The 18813-nt window shown below is 71.7% G+C and carries 18 protein-coding genes and 2 pseudogenes; 8 read left to right on the forward strand and 12 right to left on the reverse strand.

What is annotated here, in order from left to right; genetic code table 11:
- Positions 1 to 22: 22 nt before the first annotated feature.
- Genes ACLJQZ_RS28360 through ACLJQZ_RS28400 form a run of 9 tightly spaced genes read right to left on the reverse strand, consistent with a single transcriptional unit; the run spans position 23 to position 7630 of the window.
- On the reverse strand, positions 23 to 757 hold the full coding sequence (locus ACLJQZ_RS28360; protein WP_410622920.1) for an FAD:protein FMN transferase: 735 nt from the start codon (positions 755 to 757) through the stop codon (positions 23 to 25).
- A complete protein-coding gene (locus tag ACLJQZ_RS28365; RefSeq protein WP_410622921.1) occupies positions 754 to 1197 on the reverse strand; it encodes an FMN-binding protein in 444 nt (147 codons plus the stop codon). The genes ACLJQZ_RS28360 and ACLJQZ_RS28365 overlap by 4 nt, the downstream gene beginning before the upstream one ends.
- A 13-nt stretch (positions 1198 to 1210) precedes the next feature.
- Positions 1211 to 2599: a ferric reductase-like transmembrane domain-containing protein gene (locus tag ACLJQZ_RS28370; RefSeq protein WP_410622922.1), complete on the reverse strand. Its 1389-nt coding sequence runs from the start codon at positions 2597 to 2599 to the stop codon at positions 1211 to 1213.
- A 50-nt stretch (positions 2600 to 2649) separates the two neighbouring features.
- The gene (locus tag ACLJQZ_RS28375) at positions 2650 to 4029 is read right to left on the reverse strand and encodes an ATP-binding protein (protein ID WP_410622923.1); all 1380 of its coding nucleotides are present in this window, start codon (positions 4027 to 4029) and stop codon (positions 2650 to 2652) included.
- Entirely contained in the window at positions 4026 to 4715 is a 690-nt protein-coding gene (locus tag ACLJQZ_RS28380) for a response regulator transcription factor (RefSeq protein ID WP_410622924.1), read from the reverse strand. The genes ACLJQZ_RS28375 and ACLJQZ_RS28380 overlap by 4 nt, the downstream gene beginning before the upstream one ends.
- 7 nt (positions 4716 to 4722) lie before the next feature.
- Entirely contained in the window at positions 4723 to 5127 is a 405-nt protein-coding gene (locus ACLJQZ_RS28385; protein WP_410622925.1) for a hypothetical protein, read from the reverse strand.
- Between the two features lie 38 nt (positions 5128 to 5165).
- Positions 5166 to 6266 (reverse strand): N-acetylglucosamine-6-phosphate deacetylase, encoded by a 1101-nt coding sequence (gene nagA, locus ACLJQZ_RS28390; protein ID WP_410622926.1) that lies wholly within the window; start codon positions 6264 to 6266, stop codon positions 5166 to 5168.
- A 23-nt stretch (positions 6267 to 6289) separates the two neighbouring features.
- Positions 6290 to 6964 (reverse strand): CBS domain-containing protein, encoded by a 675-nt coding sequence (locus ACLJQZ_RS28395; protein ID WP_410622927.1) that lies wholly within the window; start codon positions 6962 to 6964, stop codon positions 6290 to 6292.
- A gap of 60 nt (positions 6965 to 7024) precedes the next feature.
- A complete protein-coding gene (locus ACLJQZ_RS28400; protein WP_410622928.1) occupies positions 7025 to 7630 on the reverse strand; it encodes a DoxX family membrane protein in 606 nt (201 codons plus the stop codon).
- 227 nt (positions 7631 to 7857) lie between these two features.
- Between ACLJQZ_RS28400 and ACLJQZ_RS28405 the strand changes: the two genes are divergently transcribed.
- Entirely contained in the window at positions 7858 to 8748 is an 891-nt protein-coding gene (locus ACLJQZ_RS28405; RefSeq protein ID WP_410622929.1) for a universal stress protein, read from the forward strand.
- Between the two features lie 23 nt (positions 8749 to 8771).
- Here the strand turns inward: ACLJQZ_RS28405 and ACLJQZ_RS28410 are convergent, their stop codons facing one another.
- Entirely contained in the window at positions 8772 to 11051 is a 2280-nt protein-coding gene (locus ACLJQZ_RS28410; protein ID WP_410622930.1) for a cation-translocating P-type ATPase, read from the reverse strand.
- 214 nt (positions 11052 to 11265) lie between these two features.
- Positions 11266 to 11436 (reverse strand): annotated as a pseudogene (locus ACLJQZ_RS28415) (cation-transporting P-type ATPase); the annotation flags it as partial.
- Positions 11437 to 11674: 238 nt separating this feature from the next.
- On the opposite strand from ACLJQZ_RS28415, the gene ACLJQZ_RS28420 reads away from it, so the two are divergent.
- From ACLJQZ_RS28420 to ACLJQZ_RS28450, 7 genes and pseudogenes are all read left to right on the forward strand, one after another.
- Entirely contained in the window at positions 11675 to 12589 is a 915-nt protein-coding gene (locus ACLJQZ_RS28420) for a hypothetical protein (protein WP_410622931.1), read from the forward strand.
- A gap of 4 nt (positions 12590 to 12593) precedes the next feature.
- Positions 12594 to 13271, forward strand: coding sequence for an SRPBCC family protein (locus ACLJQZ_RS28425; RefSeq protein ID WP_410622932.1), 678 nt, complete (start codon positions 12594 to 12596; stop codon positions 13269 to 13271).
- Entirely contained in the window at positions 13258 to 13641 is a 384-nt protein-coding gene (locus ACLJQZ_RS28430) for a hypothetical protein (protein ID WP_410622933.1), read from the forward strand. The genes ACLJQZ_RS28425 and ACLJQZ_RS28430 overlap by 14 nt, the downstream gene beginning before the upstream one ends.
- A gap of 433 nt (positions 13642 to 14074) precedes the next feature.
- The gene (locus tag ACLJQZ_RS28435) at positions 14075 to 14953 is read left to right on the forward strand and encodes a hypothetical protein (protein WP_410622934.1); all 879 of its coding nucleotides are present in this window, start codon (positions 14075 to 14077) and stop codon (positions 14951 to 14953) included.
- A 103-nt stretch (positions 14954 to 15056) separates the two neighbouring features.
- Positions 15057 to 16793 carry a GAF domain-containing protein gene (locus ACLJQZ_RS28440; RefSeq protein ID WP_410622935.1) on the forward strand — a complete coding sequence of 579 codons (1737 nt, stop codon included), beginning with the start codon at positions 15057 to 15059 and terminating at the stop codon, positions 16791 to 16793.
- 178 nt (positions 16794 to 16971) lie between these two features.
- Positions 16972 to 17460, forward strand: a complete 489-nt coding sequence (locus ACLJQZ_RS28445; protein WP_410622936.1) for a hypothetical protein — start codon at positions 16972 to 16974, stop codon at positions 17458 to 17460.
- A gap of 320 nt (positions 17461 to 17780) precedes the next feature.
- A pseudogene (locus ACLJQZ_RS28450) lies at positions 17781 to 17900 on the forward strand (helix-turn-helix domain-containing protein); the annotation flags it as partial.
- On the opposite strand, the gene ACLJQZ_RS28455 reads toward ACLJQZ_RS28450, so the two are convergent.
- Entirely contained in the window at positions 17892 to 18785 is an 894-nt protein-coding gene (locus tag ACLJQZ_RS28455) for a LysR substrate-binding domain-containing protein (RefSeq protein WP_410622937.1), read from the reverse strand. The pseudogene ACLJQZ_RS28450 and the gene ACLJQZ_RS28455 sit on opposite strands and share 9 nt — an antisense overlap.
- Between the last annotated feature and the right edge of the window lie 28 nt (positions 18786 to 18813).

The following is an 18813-nucleotide window of genomic DNA, read 5'->3' on the forward strand; positions in this document are numbered from 1 at the left end:
CGGAAGCTCGGGTGGGACGGGCTCAGGGCGCGCGGGCGAGGGCCGCGACTTCGTAGCCGGGCGCGAGCGCGGTGACCCACCGGGTGACGTTGCCGCCGCGGGCGAACGCCGCGGTGGCGAAGACGTCGGCCCACAGCAGCGTCGGGCCGGTGATCGTCACCGACAGCAGGTTGCTGGTGTGGCGGCCGGTGTGCGGGTCGACGATGTGGTCGCCGCGGGCGGCCGCGCCGGAGGTCGCGAGGCCGCCGGTGCGCAGGTCGAGAATGGCGAGGAAGGCGGACGGGTCGGTGGGGTCTTCGACGCCGACCCGCCACGGCTGGGTGCGCGTGGAGGCGGTGATGTCGCCGCCGGCGTTGAGGTAGTGGTCGTAGCCGCGCAGCCGGGCGAGGTGGGTGGCGGCGTTTTCGACGGCCCAGCCTTTCACGAGCCCGGAGGGGTCGAAGCCGCCGGGCAGCCGCCACGGGTCGAAGTAGCCATCGGTGCGTTCGCGGGCTTCTTCGCACAGGGCAACGACTTCGGTGACCCACGGGTGCCACTGGTCGCGGGGGAGTTCGTCGCGGCGGATCGCGGTGACCTGGCTGTCGGGCCGGTAGGTGCTGAACAGTTCGTCGGCGGCGCGCAGGTGCCCGAACACCGCGGCGACGGCCGGTTCGACGGCGGGGTCGGTGTCGACGCGGTGGCCGCGCAGGTGGAGGCTGACCTGGGTGCCCATGACGGCCCGGGTCCAGGACCGGCGTTGCCGGGGCGCGGTGCTCACCCGTGGGCCGCGTCGATCGCGGACTGCAGGGACTGCTGGTAGCCCTCGGAGGTGTAGGTGGCGCCGCTGACGGTGTCGATCTGCGCGCTCTGGGCCTGCAGCGTCTCCTGGTTCAGCTCGGGCACGGCGGCGGAGTTGATCCGGACGTCGCGGCCGCTTTCCTGGGGGTACTGGACGGCCTGGGCGTCGGTGATCTTGCCGCCCGCCACGGTGATCTGCACCTGGACCGGCCCGTAGCGGGTGTCGGCGGCGCTCCCCGTGAACGTGCCCCCGCCACCGGTCTGCGCCGGTGTGGCCGGGCTCGTGGTGCGGGTCGGCTGGGTCCCGGTGCCGAGGGGACGGCCGACGGCGACCGGGGTCGAATCGGTGCTGGTGCGGTAGCTGAACAGCAGCACCACGACCGAGACGGTCGCGGCGAAGGTGATGGCGATCCTGCGCATCGGAAGTCCTTTCCTACCAGCCGAATCTTTCGGAGTGGACGCGGTCGGCGGGGACGCCAGCGCGGCGTGCGGTGTCGAGCACGGCTTCGGTCCAGGCGTCCGGGCCGCAGACGTAGACGTCGTGCTCGGCGATGTCGGGGACGAGGTGGCGCAGCACCTGCTCGTCGGGGACGGGGGCGTAGTCCGCCGGGAGCCACGACGCGCGGTCGCGGGAGCGGCGGCCGAGCAGGTAGTGGATCCGGAGGCCGCGGCGCGCGGCGAGCTCGTCCAGTTCGCGCCGGAACAACAGGTCGGCGTGCCGCCCGGCCCGGTGGAACAGCACGGCTTCCCCGGGAAGGTAGGGCAGTTCGGCGAGCAGCGCGCGCAGCGGTGTGATCCCGATGCCGGAGGCGAACATCGCCAGCTTGGGTCCTTTGCGGACGGTCCCTGTGAGCCGGCCGTAGGGGCCTTCGAACAGGGCGCGGGTGCCGGGACGCAGCCGGGCCAGCCGGCGGCTGCCCGGTCCGAGGTCCTTGGCCGTGATCCGGAGCCGGTTGCCGTGGGTGTCCGGGACGGCCGAGAGGGAGAACGGCTTGCCGCGCGTCCAGCCCGGGCCGGACCGGAACCGCCAGACGAAGAACTGCCCTGCTGCCACGGGAAGCCGGTCGAGGCGGCGGCCGTGCAGGTAGACCGAGACGACGCCGGGCGCTTCGCGCACGACCTGGTCGACGACGAGGTGGTGGCGGGCGTTGAGCCAGATCGGCAGCCCGAGCCGGAACACCAGCACCGCGCCCGCGGCGGCCGCGTAGGCGGTCCACCAGAACGCCGTGGCCACCGGGGAGGCGGTGAAGTCGGCGCCGGTCCACAGCTGGTGCGGCAGCGCGAGCCCGGCGCCGAGGTAGGCGTAGAGGTGCAGCAGGTGCCAGGACTCGTACCGCAGCCGCCGCCGGGCGGCGCGCATCGACGTCACCGCGACCATGACGAGGGCGAGTGTCCCCGCGGTGGCCAGGAGCATGCCCGCGTAGGTGGTCACGAGCGTCCAGACCTCGCCGAGGAGGCCGGAGCGGTCGGTGGCGGCGTAGCCGAGGCTGTTCAGCACGATGTGCGCGGCCAGCAGCGTGATCGAGGTGAACCCGGTCAGCCGGTGGCGGCGGGCCAGCTCGTCCTGGCCGTAGCTGCGTTCCACCCAGGGGATCCGCGCCATCAGCAGCAGTTGCAGCAGCAGGAGATCCGCCGACACCAGGCCGGTCAGGCGGCCGGCCGAGGTGAAGAAGTCCGAGCCGAGGTCCTGCAGCCCGCGGCCGGACACCCACAGCGCGATCACGAACAGGACGCTCAGCCAGGTGGCCAGGCCCGCGGCGTCCCGCCACCACGCGCGGACCGGACGCCGGAGCGTGCTGCCGGGTGGTGCGAGGGTGGTCATCGGGGCTCCTGGGAGTGGTGATCCTTGTGGACCACCCTTCCGGCCCGCGGTTAGTCGCCGACGTGACGAGGGTGAGAATCCGGTAAGAGAAGATCGGCTCCGACAGTGAACCCGACCGCGGCCCCGCCTCCGGGCCGCGGCTCGGCGAACACGCTGCCGCCGTGGGCCAGCGCGATCTCCCGGACGATGGCCAGCCCGAGACCGGAACCGGGCAGGCCGCGGGCACCGTCGGCCCGGTGGAACCGGTCGAACACCCGCGCCGCGTCGTCGTCGCCGATGCCGGGACCGCGGTCGAGCACCTGCACCCGGCCGTCGCGCACCACGACGTCGATCACTCCTTCGGGGGCGAACTTCACGGCGTTTTCCAGCAGGTTCGACACCGCGCGTTCGAGGGCTTTCGCCTGGCCGGTGAGCGCGGTGGCGTCGACCTCGACGGTGATGGCGCGGCCGGTCCGTCGTCGGACGCGGTCGGCGGCGCGCTCGACGACCTCGCCCAGCGCGAGCGGAGCGGGCTCTTCCGTCTCGTACCGCCGGGTCGCCAGTTCGACCAGCTCGTCGATCAGGTGGGTCAGTTCACGGGCTTCGCCGTCGACGTCGTCGAGCAGCCGGGCCCGGTCGCCGGGGGCGAGCTCGGCGAAGCGGCGCAGGACGCTGGCGTTGGTGCGCAGGCTGGTCAGCGGCGTGCGTAGCTCGTGCGCGGCGTCCTGGACGAGGCGTTCCTGGTCGGCGCGGGCGTCGGCGAGGCGGCCGAGCATCCGGTCGAACGACGTCGCGAGCCGGCCGACCTCGTCGCGGCCGCCGCTCGGGACCGCGACGTCGGCGAGGCGGCCGTCGCTGACCTGCTCGGTGGCCTGGGTCAGCCGGACCAGCCGGCGGGTGATCTGCCGGGCGAGCAGCCAGCCGGCGAGCGCCGCCGCGACGAGGACGAGGGCGCTGACGCCGGTGATGCGGGTGGCCAGCTCGCTGAGCACGTGCCGGGACTCGTCGACGTCGATACCGAGCTGGAGCGCCCCGCGGCCGCCGCCGAGGGCCACGGTGATGACCCGGTAGTCGTCCGGCGGGACGGTGAAGTCCTGGTAGCGGCGGTCGCCGAAGGTGCCGGTCGCGGCCAGCGCCCGGTCTTCGTCGTCGACGTCGAGCCGGACGGGACGGCCGCCGACGGGCCGGACGGCGCCGTCCGGGGCGATCGCCTGAGCCACCATCGGCTGGGCTTCGTCGTGGTCGTCGTCATCGGGACCGCGGGTGACCGGGCTGGGCGCGAGGACCTGCGTCGCCCCGGCCGCCACCTCGGCCGACGTCGTCAGCAGGGAGCGGTCGAGTTCGGCGCTGATGCGCTGCGAGGCGGCCTGGTAGCTGAAGACGCCGACCAGGATGGCCGCCGCGGCCCCGACCCCGGCGAAGGCGATCGCGAGCTTGCTGCGCAGGTTCATGCCGGGCGCACCGAGTAACCGACACCGCGCACGGTGTGGATCAGTTCGGTCGCGCCGGCCAGCTCGAGTTTGCGGCGCAGGTAGCCGATGTAGACGGCGAGGTTCTTGGACTCGGAGCCGAATTCGTAGCCCCAGATCCGCTGGTAGATCGTGGTGCGGTCGAGGACGATCCCGGCGTTGCGCACCAGCAGTTCCAGCAGGTCGAACTCGGTCTTGGACAGGGTGATCTCGGTACTGCGCCACCAGACGCGCCGTGCGGCCGGGTCGACGGCGAGTTCGCCGAGGCGCAGCGTCCGCAGGGGTGCGGCCCCCGCGTCGGCGGAGGTGCGGCGCAGAAGGGCGCGCAGGCGGGCGAGGAGTTCGTCGAGTTCGAAGGGCTTGGGCAGGTAGTCGTCGGCGCCGGCGTCGAGCCCGGCGACCCGGTCGGCGGTTTCGACGCGGGCGGTGAGCATGAGGATCGGTGTCTGGTCGCCTTCGGCGCGTAGGACGCGGCAGACGCCGAGGCCGTCGACGCCGGGCATCATGACGTCGAGGATCAGCACGTCGAAGTCGTCTTTCCGGGCTGTGGCCAGCGCGGAGACGCCGTCCGTCACCTCGGTGACGTGGTAGCCCTCGAGGTCGAGGGCGCGCACGAGGGACTCCCGGATGGCGCGGTCGTCGTCGGCGAGCAGGACACGGTGCGGCATGGCGCCATCATGCCTGTGCGTGACGACCACGGCGTGCCAGGTTCCTGAGGTGCAGCACGATCGTCAGGATCACCAGGGGGACGTGGATGGCCGGCAGGTTCCTGGCGAGCCAGGGCGGTAGGTAGATGTCGGTGACCGAGCCGTGGTCGTCGCCCAGCGACTCGGCGACGTCGGTCAGGGGGCAGCGCAGCCCGTTGGCGACGAAGACCGTGCATTCGGTGACGACCACGGCTCCGGCGATCGCGGCGCGCCGGTCGCTGCGCTTCGCGAATCCCGCGTACAGCAGGTAGGCCACGCACGACTCGACGGACAGCCAGACGAGGGTGTGGACGACCTTGATCGCGATGAGTGCTCCGCTGGTCCGTGCGGGGCCGGTACGCCTCGGGTGTTCCCGGTTCCAGGTTGCCGGCATCGTTTCCCCTCGCCCGTGGTCGTCGTCGAGCGTGCGTGTCAGTGGCCGAGGGATTCGGCCTCGTGGAGGACATCGCGGACGCCCAGCGAGTCGTCGAGGACGAGCACGTCGGCTCGGTCGCCGGGGCGTAGGAGACCGATGCCGCGGTCGGGCACGAGCCCGGCGGGGGTCAGGGTCGCCGCGTTGACGGCGGTTTCCCAGCCAATCCCGGCGGCGCAGGCGGTGCGGACGGCTTCGATGAGGGTGATCGTCGTGCCCGCCAGGGTGCCGTCGCCGCGGCGGGCGACACCGCCGGTCACCGTGAACTCGACCGAGCCCATCCGGTAGGTCCCGTCCGGGCGCCCACCGGCGGCCAGGTCGTCGGTGACGAGGACGACCCGGCCACGTGCCGCCCGGAAGGCGAGCCGGATCGCCTCGGGCGAGAGGTGACTGGAATCGGCGATCACCCCGACCGCGACGTCGTCGCGGGTCAGTGCCGCGCCCACGATTCCCGGGTCGCGGTGGGTGAACGGCCGCATCGCGTCGAAGAGGTGGGTGACCAGCCGGGCGCCGCGGTCGAACGCGGCGTCCGCCTCGGCGGCCGTCGCGTCGCTGTGCCCGCAGGAGACGCGGACGCCGCTTCGCACCAGGAACACGACCAGCTCCAGCGCCCCGGGCAGCTCCGGCGCGAGCGTCACCTGAGTGACCGGTCCGGAAGCCAGGAGCCGGGTGGTCAACTCGATATCCGGCTTTCGCAGTAGTTCCACGGGGTGGGTTCCGGCGCGCTCGGGTGAGAGGAACGGCCCCTCCAGGTGGACGCCCAGGATCCGTGCGCCGCCCGGACACGACCGGGCCAGGTCCGCCGTCGCGATCGCGGCGACGGTCTGGTCCGGTTCACTCGTGATCAAGGTGGGCTGGTAGGCCACCACACCGGTGCGGGCGAGTGCGGCACCGGCGTGGCGGTAGGCGTCGACGTCCGCGGTGAGGAAGTCGACGCCGGCGAACCCGTTGACCTGCATGTCGATCAGGCCGGGCACAGCCAGCCCGGTTCCGGTGGCCGCGACCCCGATCGCGCTCACCCGCCCGGTTTCCCGGTCCACCTCGACGTCGCCCTTCCGGTACTCGCCACCGACCAGCGCACCCGCGACACCCAACCGCATGACATGTCCCCTTTCGAGAGTGTTCAGGTCGCGGTGCTGTGCGCGCGGTGGCCGGTCCAGACGAAGTCCATCCGGTTGCGGACGTCCACGACGCCGGCGACCGCGCGGGTCATGCGTTCCGCGGTCGCCACGTCGGCCTCGTACTCGAGCCGGCCGGTCAGCAGGACCACGCCGTGCTCGACGCTCGCGCGCACGTTGTTCCGGTCGGCGTGCAGGGCTTCGTCGAACACGGTGCGGTCGACGTCGGACCGCAGGTCGTCGTCGGTGCGCAGGAAGCTTCGGAGCACGTCGCGCCGAGCGATGACGCCGACCAGCTTTTCGTCCTGCAGCACGAACAACCGGCGGACGCCGCTCTGCGTGAGCAGCCGGGCGACCGCCGGCAAGGTGGCGGCGGGCGAGGTGATGTCGGATGCCGTGGACATCAGTGTCGCCGCGGTCTGACCGGCGGCCTTGCGCCAGTCCTCTTTGGTCAGATGACCGGCGAAGTGCGGGCAGCCGGCACCGGGTACGTCGTCTTCGTGTGCTTGACGGCAGAGCAGGTCCGCCTCGGTCACCACGCCGATCACGGCGCCGTCCGGGGTCACCACCGGCACGGCGCTGACGCCGTGGGTGACGATCACCTGGACGAGGTCCTTGAACGGCAGTTCCGGCGCGACGGTGATCACCTCGCGGGTCATCACGTCGCCGACCGTTGTCATGGCTTGCACGGTGTTCTCCTATGGTGTCGCGGTGTCCTTTGTGGATGAAACGGGTCGTGCTCAGCGGAGCCAGGGGGTGCGGCGGACGAGGTCGAGCCTTGCCCAGCGGCGGCCGAGGCCCCAGGTGTCACCCGCGGCGAAGGCGGCCAAGACGATGAGCACGACGAGGTACACGAGGTGGTAGTCGATCAGCGGGTTGGTCGACGACGTGGCCGTCCCGGCCGAGGTGGACTGGGCGAGCGGCCATTCGGCGATCCACATGAGCGCGAGCAGGACGGTGCCCGCGACGGCGGCCGGGCGCAGGGCCACGCCGAGCAGGACGGCGATGCCGAGGCCGAGCAGGGCCAGCATGAACAGCCAGTCGGCCCAGCCGGCGCCGGCCCAGCCGCGCAGCATCGACTGCATCGGGCCGACCTGGACGTGGCCGAGGAATCCCTTGGTCGGGGAGCCGCCGCTGATCCAGGCCTGCGCCGAGCTCGTGGAGTAGCCCAGCCCGAACAGCTTGTCGAGGAAGGCCCAGAGGAACGTCAGGCCCATCACGATGCGCAGGACGGCCAGTGCCGAGCCGCGGGCGGCGGAGCCCGGCTGGGGCCGCTCGGCTGTCCGCGCTGTCTGGCTGGGGATGAAGGGGGTGGTCAGGGACGGGCCGCGGTCCTGGACGGACATCGTGGGCTCCTTTTCGGTTGTGACCGGAGCATGGGCCGTCGGCCGGGCCGGGCACTGGTGCCGAAATCCCCGGATCTCGGTGACTTTGGTGCACAGCCCGGCCGGTCGCGCGCCGGAAAGCAGGGAAGAAAGTCACCGGGAGACGCGGTGGAATCCTCTAGTGCTCAGCTTTCCCGGAGGAACAGGCTCGGGTTCCACCAGTTCGCGACACTCGAGGAGTTCCTCTCATGGCCGACAACACAACCAGGCAGCAGATCATCGTCGGCGTGGACGGATCGGCTTCGGCGCTGCAAGCCGCGCGCTGGGCGGGAGACGAGGCCGCGCGCCGGCATCTGCCGGTGCGGGTCGTGCACGCCGTGTCGATGCCCGCGCTGTCCTACGGCGCCGGTGTCCGCCCACCGGACGGATTCTCCGAGGTACTGGAAACGCAGGGCCGCAAGTGGCTCGCCGACGCCGAGGCCGTCATCCGGTCGGCCCATCCCGACCTGGAGATCCACGCCGACCTGGCGACGGGCAGCCCGGTGACCGAACTGCTCGAGGCCTCGGCCGACGCGCACCTGGTCGCGCTCGGCTCCCGGGGGCTGGGCGGGTTCAGCGGCATGCTGACCGGCTCCACGGTGGTGGCGATGGTCGCACGAGGCCGGTGCCCGATCGTGGTGGTCCGCGGCGGCGGCCGTGAGAACGGCCCGGTGGTGCTCGGCATGGACGGCTCCCCGGCGAACGAGCCCGCGATCGCGGCGGCCTTCGACGAGGCGTCGTCGCGAGGAGCGGACCTGGTCGCCGTGCACAGCTGGCTGTCGGTCTCCGCGGGCACCGCGCACACCCTCGGCCAGCAGCTGCTCGACGACTTCGACGCCCTCGAAGCGAACGAACGCGAACTCCTGGCGGAACGGCTCGCCGGCTGGCAGGAGAAGTACCCGGACGTCACGGTTCGGCGCGTCGTCGCGCGGGACCACCCGGTGCGCTGCCTGCTCGACCACTCCGCCGACGCCCAGCTGCTCGTGGTCGGGAGCCGAGGTCTCGGTGGCTTCTCCGGCATGCTGACGGGGTCGACGAGCCAGGCGCTGATCCACCACGCCACCTGCCCGCTTCTGGTCGTCCAGTCACCTACGCCGTGAGCTGAGCGGACCTCGGCCGCCGCTCACCGCGTCGCCGCCGGAACCAGGGGTTCCGGCCGGCCGGCACGGTGGCGGCGGCCGGGGCGCCAGAGGAACTTGTCGAGCTCGGCGACCAGGAACGTGGTGACGGCGAGGCCGAGCACCAGCAGCCAGCCGCCGACGGTCAGCGGCGCGGTGTGGAACAGCTCGTTCATCAGCGGGAGGTAGAGGATCGACGCCTGCAGCGCGATCATGACGGCGACGCCGCCGAGCACCCAGGGGTTCCAGCCCGTCGGCCGGAACCGGTCGAGGGACCGGCAGCTGAACAGGTACGCGATCTGCGCGAACACGAACACGGTGATCGTGACCGACCGCGCGTCGGTGACGGACGCGCCGGCGCCCAGCTGCCAGGTGAACACCGCGAACGAACCCGCGACGAGGATGATCGACACGAGCGAGATCCGCCGGAGCAGGTCGGTGGTCATCAGCGCCTGCCCCGGTGGGCGGGGCCGGCGAGCCATGATGCCCGTTTCCTTCGGTTCGAAGGCCAGCGAGAGGCCGAGGAAGACCGCGGTGGTCATGTTGATCCACAGCACCTGGACCGGGAGCATCGGCAGCTGGGCGCCGAGCACGATCGCGACCAGGATGACCAGTCCTTCGGCGATGTTGGTCGGCAGCGTCCAGGCCATGAACTTGCGGATGTTGTCGAACACGGCCCGGCCTTCTTCGACGGCGGCCTCGATGGTCGCGAAGTCGTCGTTCGCCAGCACCATGTCGGCGGCTTCCTTCGCGACCTCGGTTCCGCTGCGCCCCATCGCGATCCCGATGTCGGCCTTGCGCAGCGCGGGCGCGTCGTTGACCCCGTCGCCGGTCATCGCGACCACGTTGCCGCGCTCCTGCAGCAGGGTGACCAGCCGCAGTTTCTGTTCCGGGGAAACGCGGGCGAACACGTCCACGCCGGCGAGGGCGTCGTCCGGTGTCCCGGCGATTTCCGCGCCGGTGAGCACCGCCGGCTCCCCGTCGGCCAGCGCGAAGGTCCGGGCGATCGCCCGGGCGGTTTCGCCGTGGTCGCCGGTGATCATCTTGACCGTGATCCCGGCTCCGCGGCACGCCGCCACGGCGGCCACCGCGGCCGGGCGCGGCGGGTCGTGCATGGCCTGGAAACCGACGAGGGTCAGCCCTTCCGGCGACGCCGCGCCGGGAAAGGCGTCGACGCGCGCGGGGGTGAACGTCGCGAAGGCCAGTACCCGCAAACCTCGGCGGGCGAGGGTTTCCGCGGTCTCGCGTTGCGCGCTCGTCGCCAGCGGCTCGGCGATCCCGTCTTCCCGCAGCTGATCGTGGCACAGTGCGAGGACTGTTTCGGGAGCCCCCTTCAGATATCCGGTCAACCGGCCGTCGGCAGTTCGGTGCACCGTCGCCATGAGGTTCCGCCCGGACTCGAAGGGCAGCACGTCGACGCGCGGCCGGGCGGACCGCTCGGCACCGACGTCCAGCCCGGCTTCCCGCGCCGCGGTGAGCAGGGCGGTTTCGGTCGGATCGCCGATGGCCGCGGCGGTGCCGTCGGCCGGTTGCGCCTCGTTGCACAGCACCCCGGTGAGCAGGCACTCCCGCAACACCGGTGGGAGCGGGTCGCCGCCGGCCCACTCGTGGGTGCGGCCGCCGGCGACCACGGTGGTCACGGTCATCCGGTTGGTGGTGAGGGTGCCGGTCTTGTCGGTGCAGATGACGGTGGTGCCGCCCAGCGTCTCCACCGAAGGCAGCCGCCGGACGATCGCGCCGCGCCGGGCCATCCGGACGACGCCGATCGCCAGCACGATGGACACCGCGGCCGGCAGGCCTTCCGGGATCGCGCCGACCGCCATCGTCACCGCCGCGGTGAACATCTCCCCGGCTCGGTAGCCCCGCAGCAGCCCGATGACGAACAGGAGGACCGCCAGCGCCACGATGCCGGCCGAGAGCCGGCGGCTGAACCCGGACAGCTTGCGCGTCAACGGCGTGGTCGGCACGCCGGTGGCGGTCATCAGCTGGTTGATCAGCCCCAGCTCGGTGGCCGCACCGATCGCCACGACGACGGCCGTGCCCTCGCCCCGCGTGACCACGGTGCCCGCGTGCGCGATGTTCCGCCGATCGGCGAGCGCGGTGGCTTCGGGCCGCGCGCCGGGCGTCTTCGTGACGGGCGCGGCCTCGCCGGTCAGCGCGGATTCGTCGATCTGCAGCTCGTGTGCCGACAGCAGCAGGTAGTCGGCCGCGACCTTGTCCCCGGGCGCGGAGGTGGACGAGATCTCCGGCGGCCAGCTGTTCGGCTCGTATCCGGATGGGGACACCATCGCGCACCACCCGGACTTCGGTGGTCACCATGCCGGCCAGCGCGGCGAGGGCGTGCTCGGCCCGCGATTCCTGGAGGAGTCCGACGACCGCGTTGAGCAGCACGACGGCGAAGATCACGCTCGAGTCGACGAACTGGCCGAGACTCAGGGTCACGCCGGCCGAGACGAGCAGGACGTAGACGAGCGGATCGTTGAACTGGCGGAAGAACCGGCCGAGCGCGCTGGTGGCCCGGCCGGTCGGGAGCACGTTCAGTCCGTTGTGGACATTCCGGGCGACGGCCTCGGCTTCGGTCAGGCCGGTTCGTCCGTCCGTCCCGAGGAGGGCGACCGTCTCGGCCGCCTCGAGCGCGTAGGCCGGTGTCCGGAGACTGGTGTCGGTCACTGCTCACCCGGACGGACCGGAGCCGGCACTCGCATGATCGTGTCCCATCGACGGCGTGGCGGACAATTCATCCCGATTGTCCGGGGCGCCGGGTTGCCGGGCACAGGGCCGAACTGCTCCGCAGCCGAGGACCGAAGACCTCGCGTTCCTCCTCCCACGCAGGAAAGGACCGGGAGACCCGCTCCCGAGGGACCAAGGACTCTTCAGGAAGCAGGGTGTGCGGTCGCAGAGTTCGGTTATGACACTCGCCGAACGCCGGGGTACCCGGACCGGCACGTCGCACGGGCCGGTCCTGCTCCACCCCGCCCGCGCGGCCTACCTCTGCTCCGGTGCGCTCGCCGTCGTGGCCACGACGGTCGCCGTGCTGAGCTTGACGTTGCCTTCGCTGCTGTCGGGCGTCGAGGCCGCCAAAGGGAGCCTGCGGGGCACGGCGTTGGTCATGGTCTGCGTCGCCGTCCCGGTGCTCGTCGTCGCGATGTCGCTGACCGCGCGGGGGTCCGCGCGCGGGCTCGTGGTCTGGCTCGGAGCGGCGGCCTACCTGCTCTACCAAGCGGTGCTCTTCTGCTTCGCGACCCCGCTGAACACCCTGTTCCTCCTCTACGTCGCTTACCTCGGGCTGGCTCTGTGGAGCCTGGTCACCGTGCTTCACGCCGCGGATCTGCCGGCGTTCGGCGCGCGGCTGGCGCCGTCGATGGCGGTGCGGTGGATCACGGGGTTCGCGCTCGTCCTGGTCTTGCTGAACGCCGGCGCGTGGCTCGTCCGGATCGTTCCCGCGGTCTTCAGCCGGAACCCGGCGTCCCTGCTCGAGGGCACAGGGCTGCTGACGAACCCCGTCTTCGTCCAGGACCTGGCGGTCTGGCTGCCGCTCCTAGCCGCGGCCGCGCTCGCCGGCCGTCGTCGTGCGAGCTGGGGCTTGCTGGTCACCGGCGCGATGCTGGCGATGTTCGTGCTGGAGGGGATCGGGGTCGCCACGGACCAGTGGTTCGGTTCGCGCGCCGATCCCGCGTCCGGAATCGCCTCGAGTTCGATGGTGCCCGTGTTCGCCGCGGTCGCGCTGATCGTCGCGGTGCCACTGGCCTGCTATCTGCGCAACGTCGACCGGGATCCGCACGCTGCCGAAGGAGACGACCGTGACGCGTCATCCTCACGATGACTCGGTGACGCCGAGGAACGCCCGGCTGTGGATGGCCGGCGCGTTCGGCGTGTTCGTCCTCGCGGCGGTCGCCGCGCGGAAGTGGCAGCTGCGCTGGGGCGCCGACCCTCGCGAAGTCACCGCGGACCTGGCCGGGGACGAGCTCATCACCGAGCCCGATCTCGTGGCGACCCGCGCCATCACGATCTCCGCACCCGCGTCGGAAGTGTGGCCGTGGCTCGCCCAGCTGGGCCAGGCGCGTGGCGGCTTCTACAGCTACGACGCCTGGGAAAACCTGGTGGGCTGCGATATCCACAGCGCCGACCGCGTCGTCGCGGAATGGCAGCACGTCGAGGTGGGCAACGAGGTGAAGCTCCATCCGGACGTCTCGATGGCCGTGGCCGGCCTCGACGAAGGCCGGGCCTTGGTGCTGCGCGGTGCTGTGCCAATGGGGAACGCGGCCGCACCCTACGACTGCACCTGGGCCTTCGTCCTGCGTGACCGGCCGGACGGGTCGACGCGGCTGGTGATGCGCGAACGGTACGGCTACACCCGTCGCTGGGCGGGCTTGCTGATCGAGCCGGTCGAGGCGGTCAGCTTCGTGATGAGCCGGAAGATGCTCATGGGGGTCCGGGACCGCGCCGAAGCCGGGCGCGCTCAGCACCGAACGACGAGAACAGGAGGCCGGCATGCGGGCACATGACGACGAGAGCTGGCGACGGAGCACCCTGATCACCCATCACATGGATCACCCGCCTCAGGTCAAGGCGCTCGTCGACGAGCTGTACGAGACGCTGGCCGCGTCTGGGCGCGGCGGTTACGAGGCCATGATCACGGGGGAGTACGCCGAGCCCGGCGAACAGGTCACCTACAGCCAGTGCGGTGGCGGCGTCCTCGCCACGATCGCCATGCCCGAGCGCGGGCGAAGGACGTTGCGCTTGACTCGTCTGGTCTACGGCGGCTGCACCACCCACGAGATCCGGCAGGACCTGGTGGCTCGTGGCTTGGGCTCGCTGGCCATCACCTGGGTGTACCCACCGGACGCGGTCATCGACGCCGAAGACCCCTCGTAACCGCCGGGTGCGGCGTCATCCGCCTGCGGTGAGGTAGCGCTGGGGGTCCCCGCCCGCGCGGGCACCACTGGCCGGCCAGCGGGCGAAGCCGTCGCGATTGCGAGCCTGGAGCTCGTCGAGGTACTCCTCGCGCCGTTGCACCACGCCGCGCCGCACGGTCTCGCTGTCGGCCTTCTGCAGTTGCCAGGCACAGCTCCGTGGTGGACATGCTCGCCGCAGCCGGCTGCAGTGCCGGTGTCGAGACGGGCCACGGGACCGTTCGAACGGCCGCCAGCCGGGTGACGGACGTGCGCTGAACGCGCGGGGACTTCGGTCCCTTGATCGAGGGCTCATGGTTCTTGCCGCAAGCGATGAACGGGGCTCACTGTGGCGACGTGGCGGAGAAGAAGCCACCGTTGACGCCCCGGCGCCCGGGCCGGATCGCGGTGCGGAATTGACCGGAGAAGCGGGGATCGTGTTCGGCTTCGCGGCCGCGCTGCTCGCGGCGGTCTTCGACGGCGTCGCAACGGTCCTGCAGGCGACCGCGGCGCAGCACACCGGGTCCTCGCTGCCGGTGCGGGCCGCGCTCTACGGCGCCGGGCTGCTCGTCGACGTTCTCGGCTGGGGACTCGCCGTCTTCGCGCTGCGGTTCTTGCCGGTGTTCGCCGTCCAGTCGATCGTCGCCGGGCAGACCGCGATCGCCGTCCTGCTGGCTCACGTGGTGCTGCGGTCGGCACTGCACGCAGTCGATCTGCTGTCCGTCGCCGCGGCCGGGATCGGACTCGGCCTGCTGGCCGCGGGCGCGGCCGGTACCACCGGCTGGACCGCACCGCAGCCGGTGGTTCTCGCCGTTCTGCTGGTTCTGTTCGTCGTGCTGCTGGTCGCCGGGTTGTCCGCCGTCCGGCGCGGGACGGTCGCTCGCTCGGTCGTCGCCGGATGCGCTTATGGGGGCTCTGTCCTCGCGGTCCGTGCGCTGCTGCTGCAGCCGGGTGCCACCTCGAGCATCGACGCGCTCCTGGCTCATCCGCTCACCTACGTGACGATCGGGTTCGCCGCCCTCGGCATCCCGCTGTACGCCGCGGCACTGCGCCGGAGCACCCCGACCGTGCCCAGCGCGATCGTCACCATGACCGAGGTCGTGCTCCCCGGATCGCTGGCCATGATCCTGCTCGGCGACCGGATCCGGCCCGGCTGGTGGTGGGTGTCCGGCATCGGCCTGATCGTCGCCGCACTCGGGGTGACCGCCCTGGTCGTCCGGGACGCCCACGCCGGTGGGGACACCCGGCAACCCGGTCGTCACAGTCGCGTTCCCTTACCTGGAGGAACGGCGTAGGTTGAGGACGTGGCCGGTCCACCGGCCCACCGGTCCCCACAGTGCTGGTGACGTCGGTCCGGACCCTGCTGACGCCAGATCATCAACGGGATGCGAGCAGGACATGACCGAGATTCCGCGCGCCGGTCCGCAGAACGGTCAGCGGCTCGACGACTTCGGCCCGCTGGCGTTGCCGTTCCCGGATCTGCCGCGGCTGGAGCTGGAGAAGCTCCTCGGCGATGTCGCGGCTCGCGCGCAGGACGTGCTCGCCACCCAGGGGAGGCTGCGCGCGTTGCTGCGCGCCCACGCCATGGTGGCCGGCGATCTGAGCTTGCAGGTCGTGCTGCAGCACATCGTGACCGCGGCCAGGGACCTGGTGAACTCCCGCTACGCGGCGCTGGGCGTGCTCGGTGAGCACGGGCTGCTCGACGAGTTCGTCCACACCGGGATGGACGCCGACCTGATCGAACGCATCGGTGATCTGCCCCGGGGCCGGGGGATCCTCGGCCTGCTGACCCACCGGCCGACGCCGATCCGGTTGACCGATCTGAACAGCCATCCCGATGCGGCGGGATTCCCGCCGAACCACCCGCCGATGGACAGCTTCCTTGGCGTGCCGGTCCGGATCCGCGATCGGATCTTCGGCAACCTCTACCTCACCGGCAGCATGAACGGGGAGTTCAGCGAAGAGGACGAGCAGCTGGCCGTCGCGCTGGCGGCCACCGCTGGCGTCGCGATCGACAACGCGCGGCGCTTCGACGAATCCGAGCGACGGCGCCGGTGGCTGACCGCCTCCACCGAAATCACCCAGCGGCTGTTCGCCGGTGCCGACGACCACCCGCTCGAGCTGGTCCTGCGTCATGCCCAGCAAGGCGCGTCCGCCGACTTCGCGACGCTCGCCCTGCTCACGGACACCGGACGGCTGGAGGTCACCGCGGCCCTCGGCGTGCTGGCCGAGCACGTGCTCGGCATGACGGTGGACCTGGAAGGCAGCCTCGCCGGACAGGTCGTGCGCTCCGGTTTGCCCAGCCTGACCGACGACTACGCCGCCGCGGGCTTCGCCGAACTTCCCGTGCCGATCGGGTCCGTCGTCGTGGTCCCGCTGGTCGCCGGCGACCGGGCCATCGGCGCGCTGAGCGTGGGGCGGCTGGCCGGGCAGCGGCGGTTCACCCAGGCGGACATGGGTCATCTCGCCGGGTTCGCCAGCCACGCCGGGGTCGCGATCGAGCTCGGCCGGGCCCGTGCCGACCAGCAGGCGCTGCGCATCCTCGACGAGCACGACCGGATCGGATCGTCGCTGCACGAGCACGTGACCGGAAAGCTGTTCGCCGTAGCCACCGGCCTGCAGGGCCTGGCCAGCGCGAGCACCCGTCCCGAGGTGCGTGACCGCCTCAAGTCCTACATCGCCGTCCTCGACGACACGATCGGTCGCATCCAGTCGACCGTTTACAACCTGGATCCCCGCCCGCAGGCGATCCCGAATCTGCGTGAACGCCTCCTGACCGTGCTGGACACGGCGGCTCCGGCGCTCGGGTTCGCCGTGCAGACCAGCTTCACCGGGAACCTGGCGCCGTCGGTCCCGGCCGATATCGCCGATGACGCGGTGGCGACCGTCGAGAACGCCCTGTCCGTGATCACCCGGCAGGAGTGCGCCACCACCGTCGAGATCCAGATCAGCATGTTGCCGGACCTGCTCACCGTCGAGGTCATCGACAACGGCGCGGCGATGACGTCCCCCGGCGGCGGGGCCGCACCCGCGCCGAGCCGGCGTCAGGCCGGCGTCGGTGCCGTCGCGCACAGCACGAGCACGGACGGCAGCACCCACCTGACCTGGACCGCTTCTCTGATGCCCCGCGTTTGACCAGGTGGATCCCGTCGCCGCCGGAGTGGCCGAGGTCCTCGTCAACGGTCGCCGACCCACAAGCGGCCCGCGCCGGTCCGGCGGCAAGATCGTCTGGGCCGTGCTCGCCACCGGTCGGCGCCATCCGTGATTGGGCCGAAGGCGGTACACGGCCGTTCGGCCGGGATAGCGTCGGCCCATGATCGACACTCGACGACCTGGTGGTCCGCCTCCCGGCGGGACGGCGATCACCGCGCTGGTACTCGCCCTGGTGTGTGTTCTGTGGACGGTGTGGGGGATCGGGCAGAACCTGTACCTGCTCGTCGCCGTGCCCGACCGCACGTTCGACTGGGCACTGGTCGTGTACGCGATGTTCTGCGCCATCGAATTGGCCGTGCTGGGGCTGGGTGCCGGGTTGCTGGTGGCGCGCCGGGGTGCGGGGCGGTGGCTGGTCCTGGTCGGCGGGGTGCTGATCGCCGTCCAGGCGGCGGTCAGCGTGCTGATCTTCTTCATGCTCAACGGCGGCTTCGACTGGGACGCGCGGGGTGCGGTCACTTTTCTCGTTTTCGGGCCGGTGATGGTGGTCCCGGCGGTGGCCGCCGCGGTGTTCGCGGCGCTGCCGGGCACGGGCCGGTGGTGCGCGAGCCGTTCCCTCCCGGTCACGGCGCCGCCGCAGCGGGTGTGGTGACCCGCGGGTCGTGTCGCGATGGTGACAACGATCGCCGAACCGGCGTCAGCCGGTCTTGTGAGTCCTTTCCCGATCGGGCCGGCGGTGCGACGGTCCTGCTGAGGCGGGTGGAAGACGTCCCTGTCGCTCAGGCGCACCGCTTCGCGCGTGTTGTTTCCGACGCGCACCGGCTGCCCGGAAAGCTGGTGCTCACCGCGTCACTCCAGGACTCCGCACCGCGGTGAAGTCGGTGCTCGACGACCTCACGCCGGTCGAGCGCATCCAGCGGCCGGCACACCGTGTCGCCGGCGGCGTCGGCCGGACGCGACGCCGTCGTCAAAGCCCTGGATACCGCCAAGGGCAACAAGTCCGTGGCCGCGGCACTGCTCGGTATCGGCCGCACGACGCGGTACCGGCGGCTGCGGGAGTTCGGGCTCGACGACGACGAAAGCTCACTCTGAGCCGCGCAGCGCCAGCAGCTCGTCCAAGACCGCTCGCAACGCGGGACTGCGGTCGTCGCGCCGCCAGGCCGCTCGCAAGTCGACGTTCTGAGGTGGGGCGTCGAGCGGGACGAACACGACGTGCGGATCGGTGACGTTGCGGGCCACGGAGGCCAGGGTGAGATGGCAGCCGACCTGGGCGCTCACGAGAGCGAGCGCGGTCTGGGTGTCCGGCGCGACCTGCACCACGTTCGCGACGAAACCCGCGGCGTGGGCCAGGCGCCGCAGCCGGTCGGGCAGGACGGCGCCTTCGTGGGGTGGCAGCGACACGAAGCCGTCCCCGGCCAGCTGGTCGAGCTTCAGCTTGCGGGCCCCGGCGAGCGCGTGGGTGTCGGGGACGGCGAGTGCGAGCTCGTCGGCCATGACGATCTCGGCGGCCACCTCGCCGGGGATGACGTCCCAGCGGCCGAGCGCGATGTCGGTGTCGCCCTGGGCGAGCTTCTTCATGGCCGGCTGAGCGAAGTTCTGGCTCGACAGCTCCAGCTGGATGCCCGGCCGCCTCGCTCGCACCGCGCGGGCGAGCCGGGCGACCAGCGAGTGGGTCGAGACGCCGGCGAACGCGATCCGGACCAGCCCGGCCTCGCCGTCGCCCGCCGATCGCACGGTGTCTTCGGCGCGGCGCAACGCCTCGAGGACTTCCTTGGCCGGGGCGATGAGGGCCTGGCCGCCGACGGTCAGGCGCACCGACCGGGTGTTGCGCTCGAACAGCTGGGTCCCCAGCTCGTGTTCCAGCTGCTTGATGGTGCGGCTCAGCGGCGGCTGGGCGAGGTGCAGCCGCTTGGCGGCCCGGCCGAAGTGCAGTTCTTCGGCGACCGCGAGGAACGCGCGGATCTGCTGGACGTCCATAATTATCAGAATAGTATCACTGGCTGCT

Origin of the sequence: Amycolatopsis sp. cmx-8-4 (assembly GCF_046548675.1) — a bacterium.
Taxonomy (GTDB): Bacteria; Actinomycetota; Actinomycetes; order Mycobacteriales; family Pseudonocardiaceae; genus Amycolatopsis.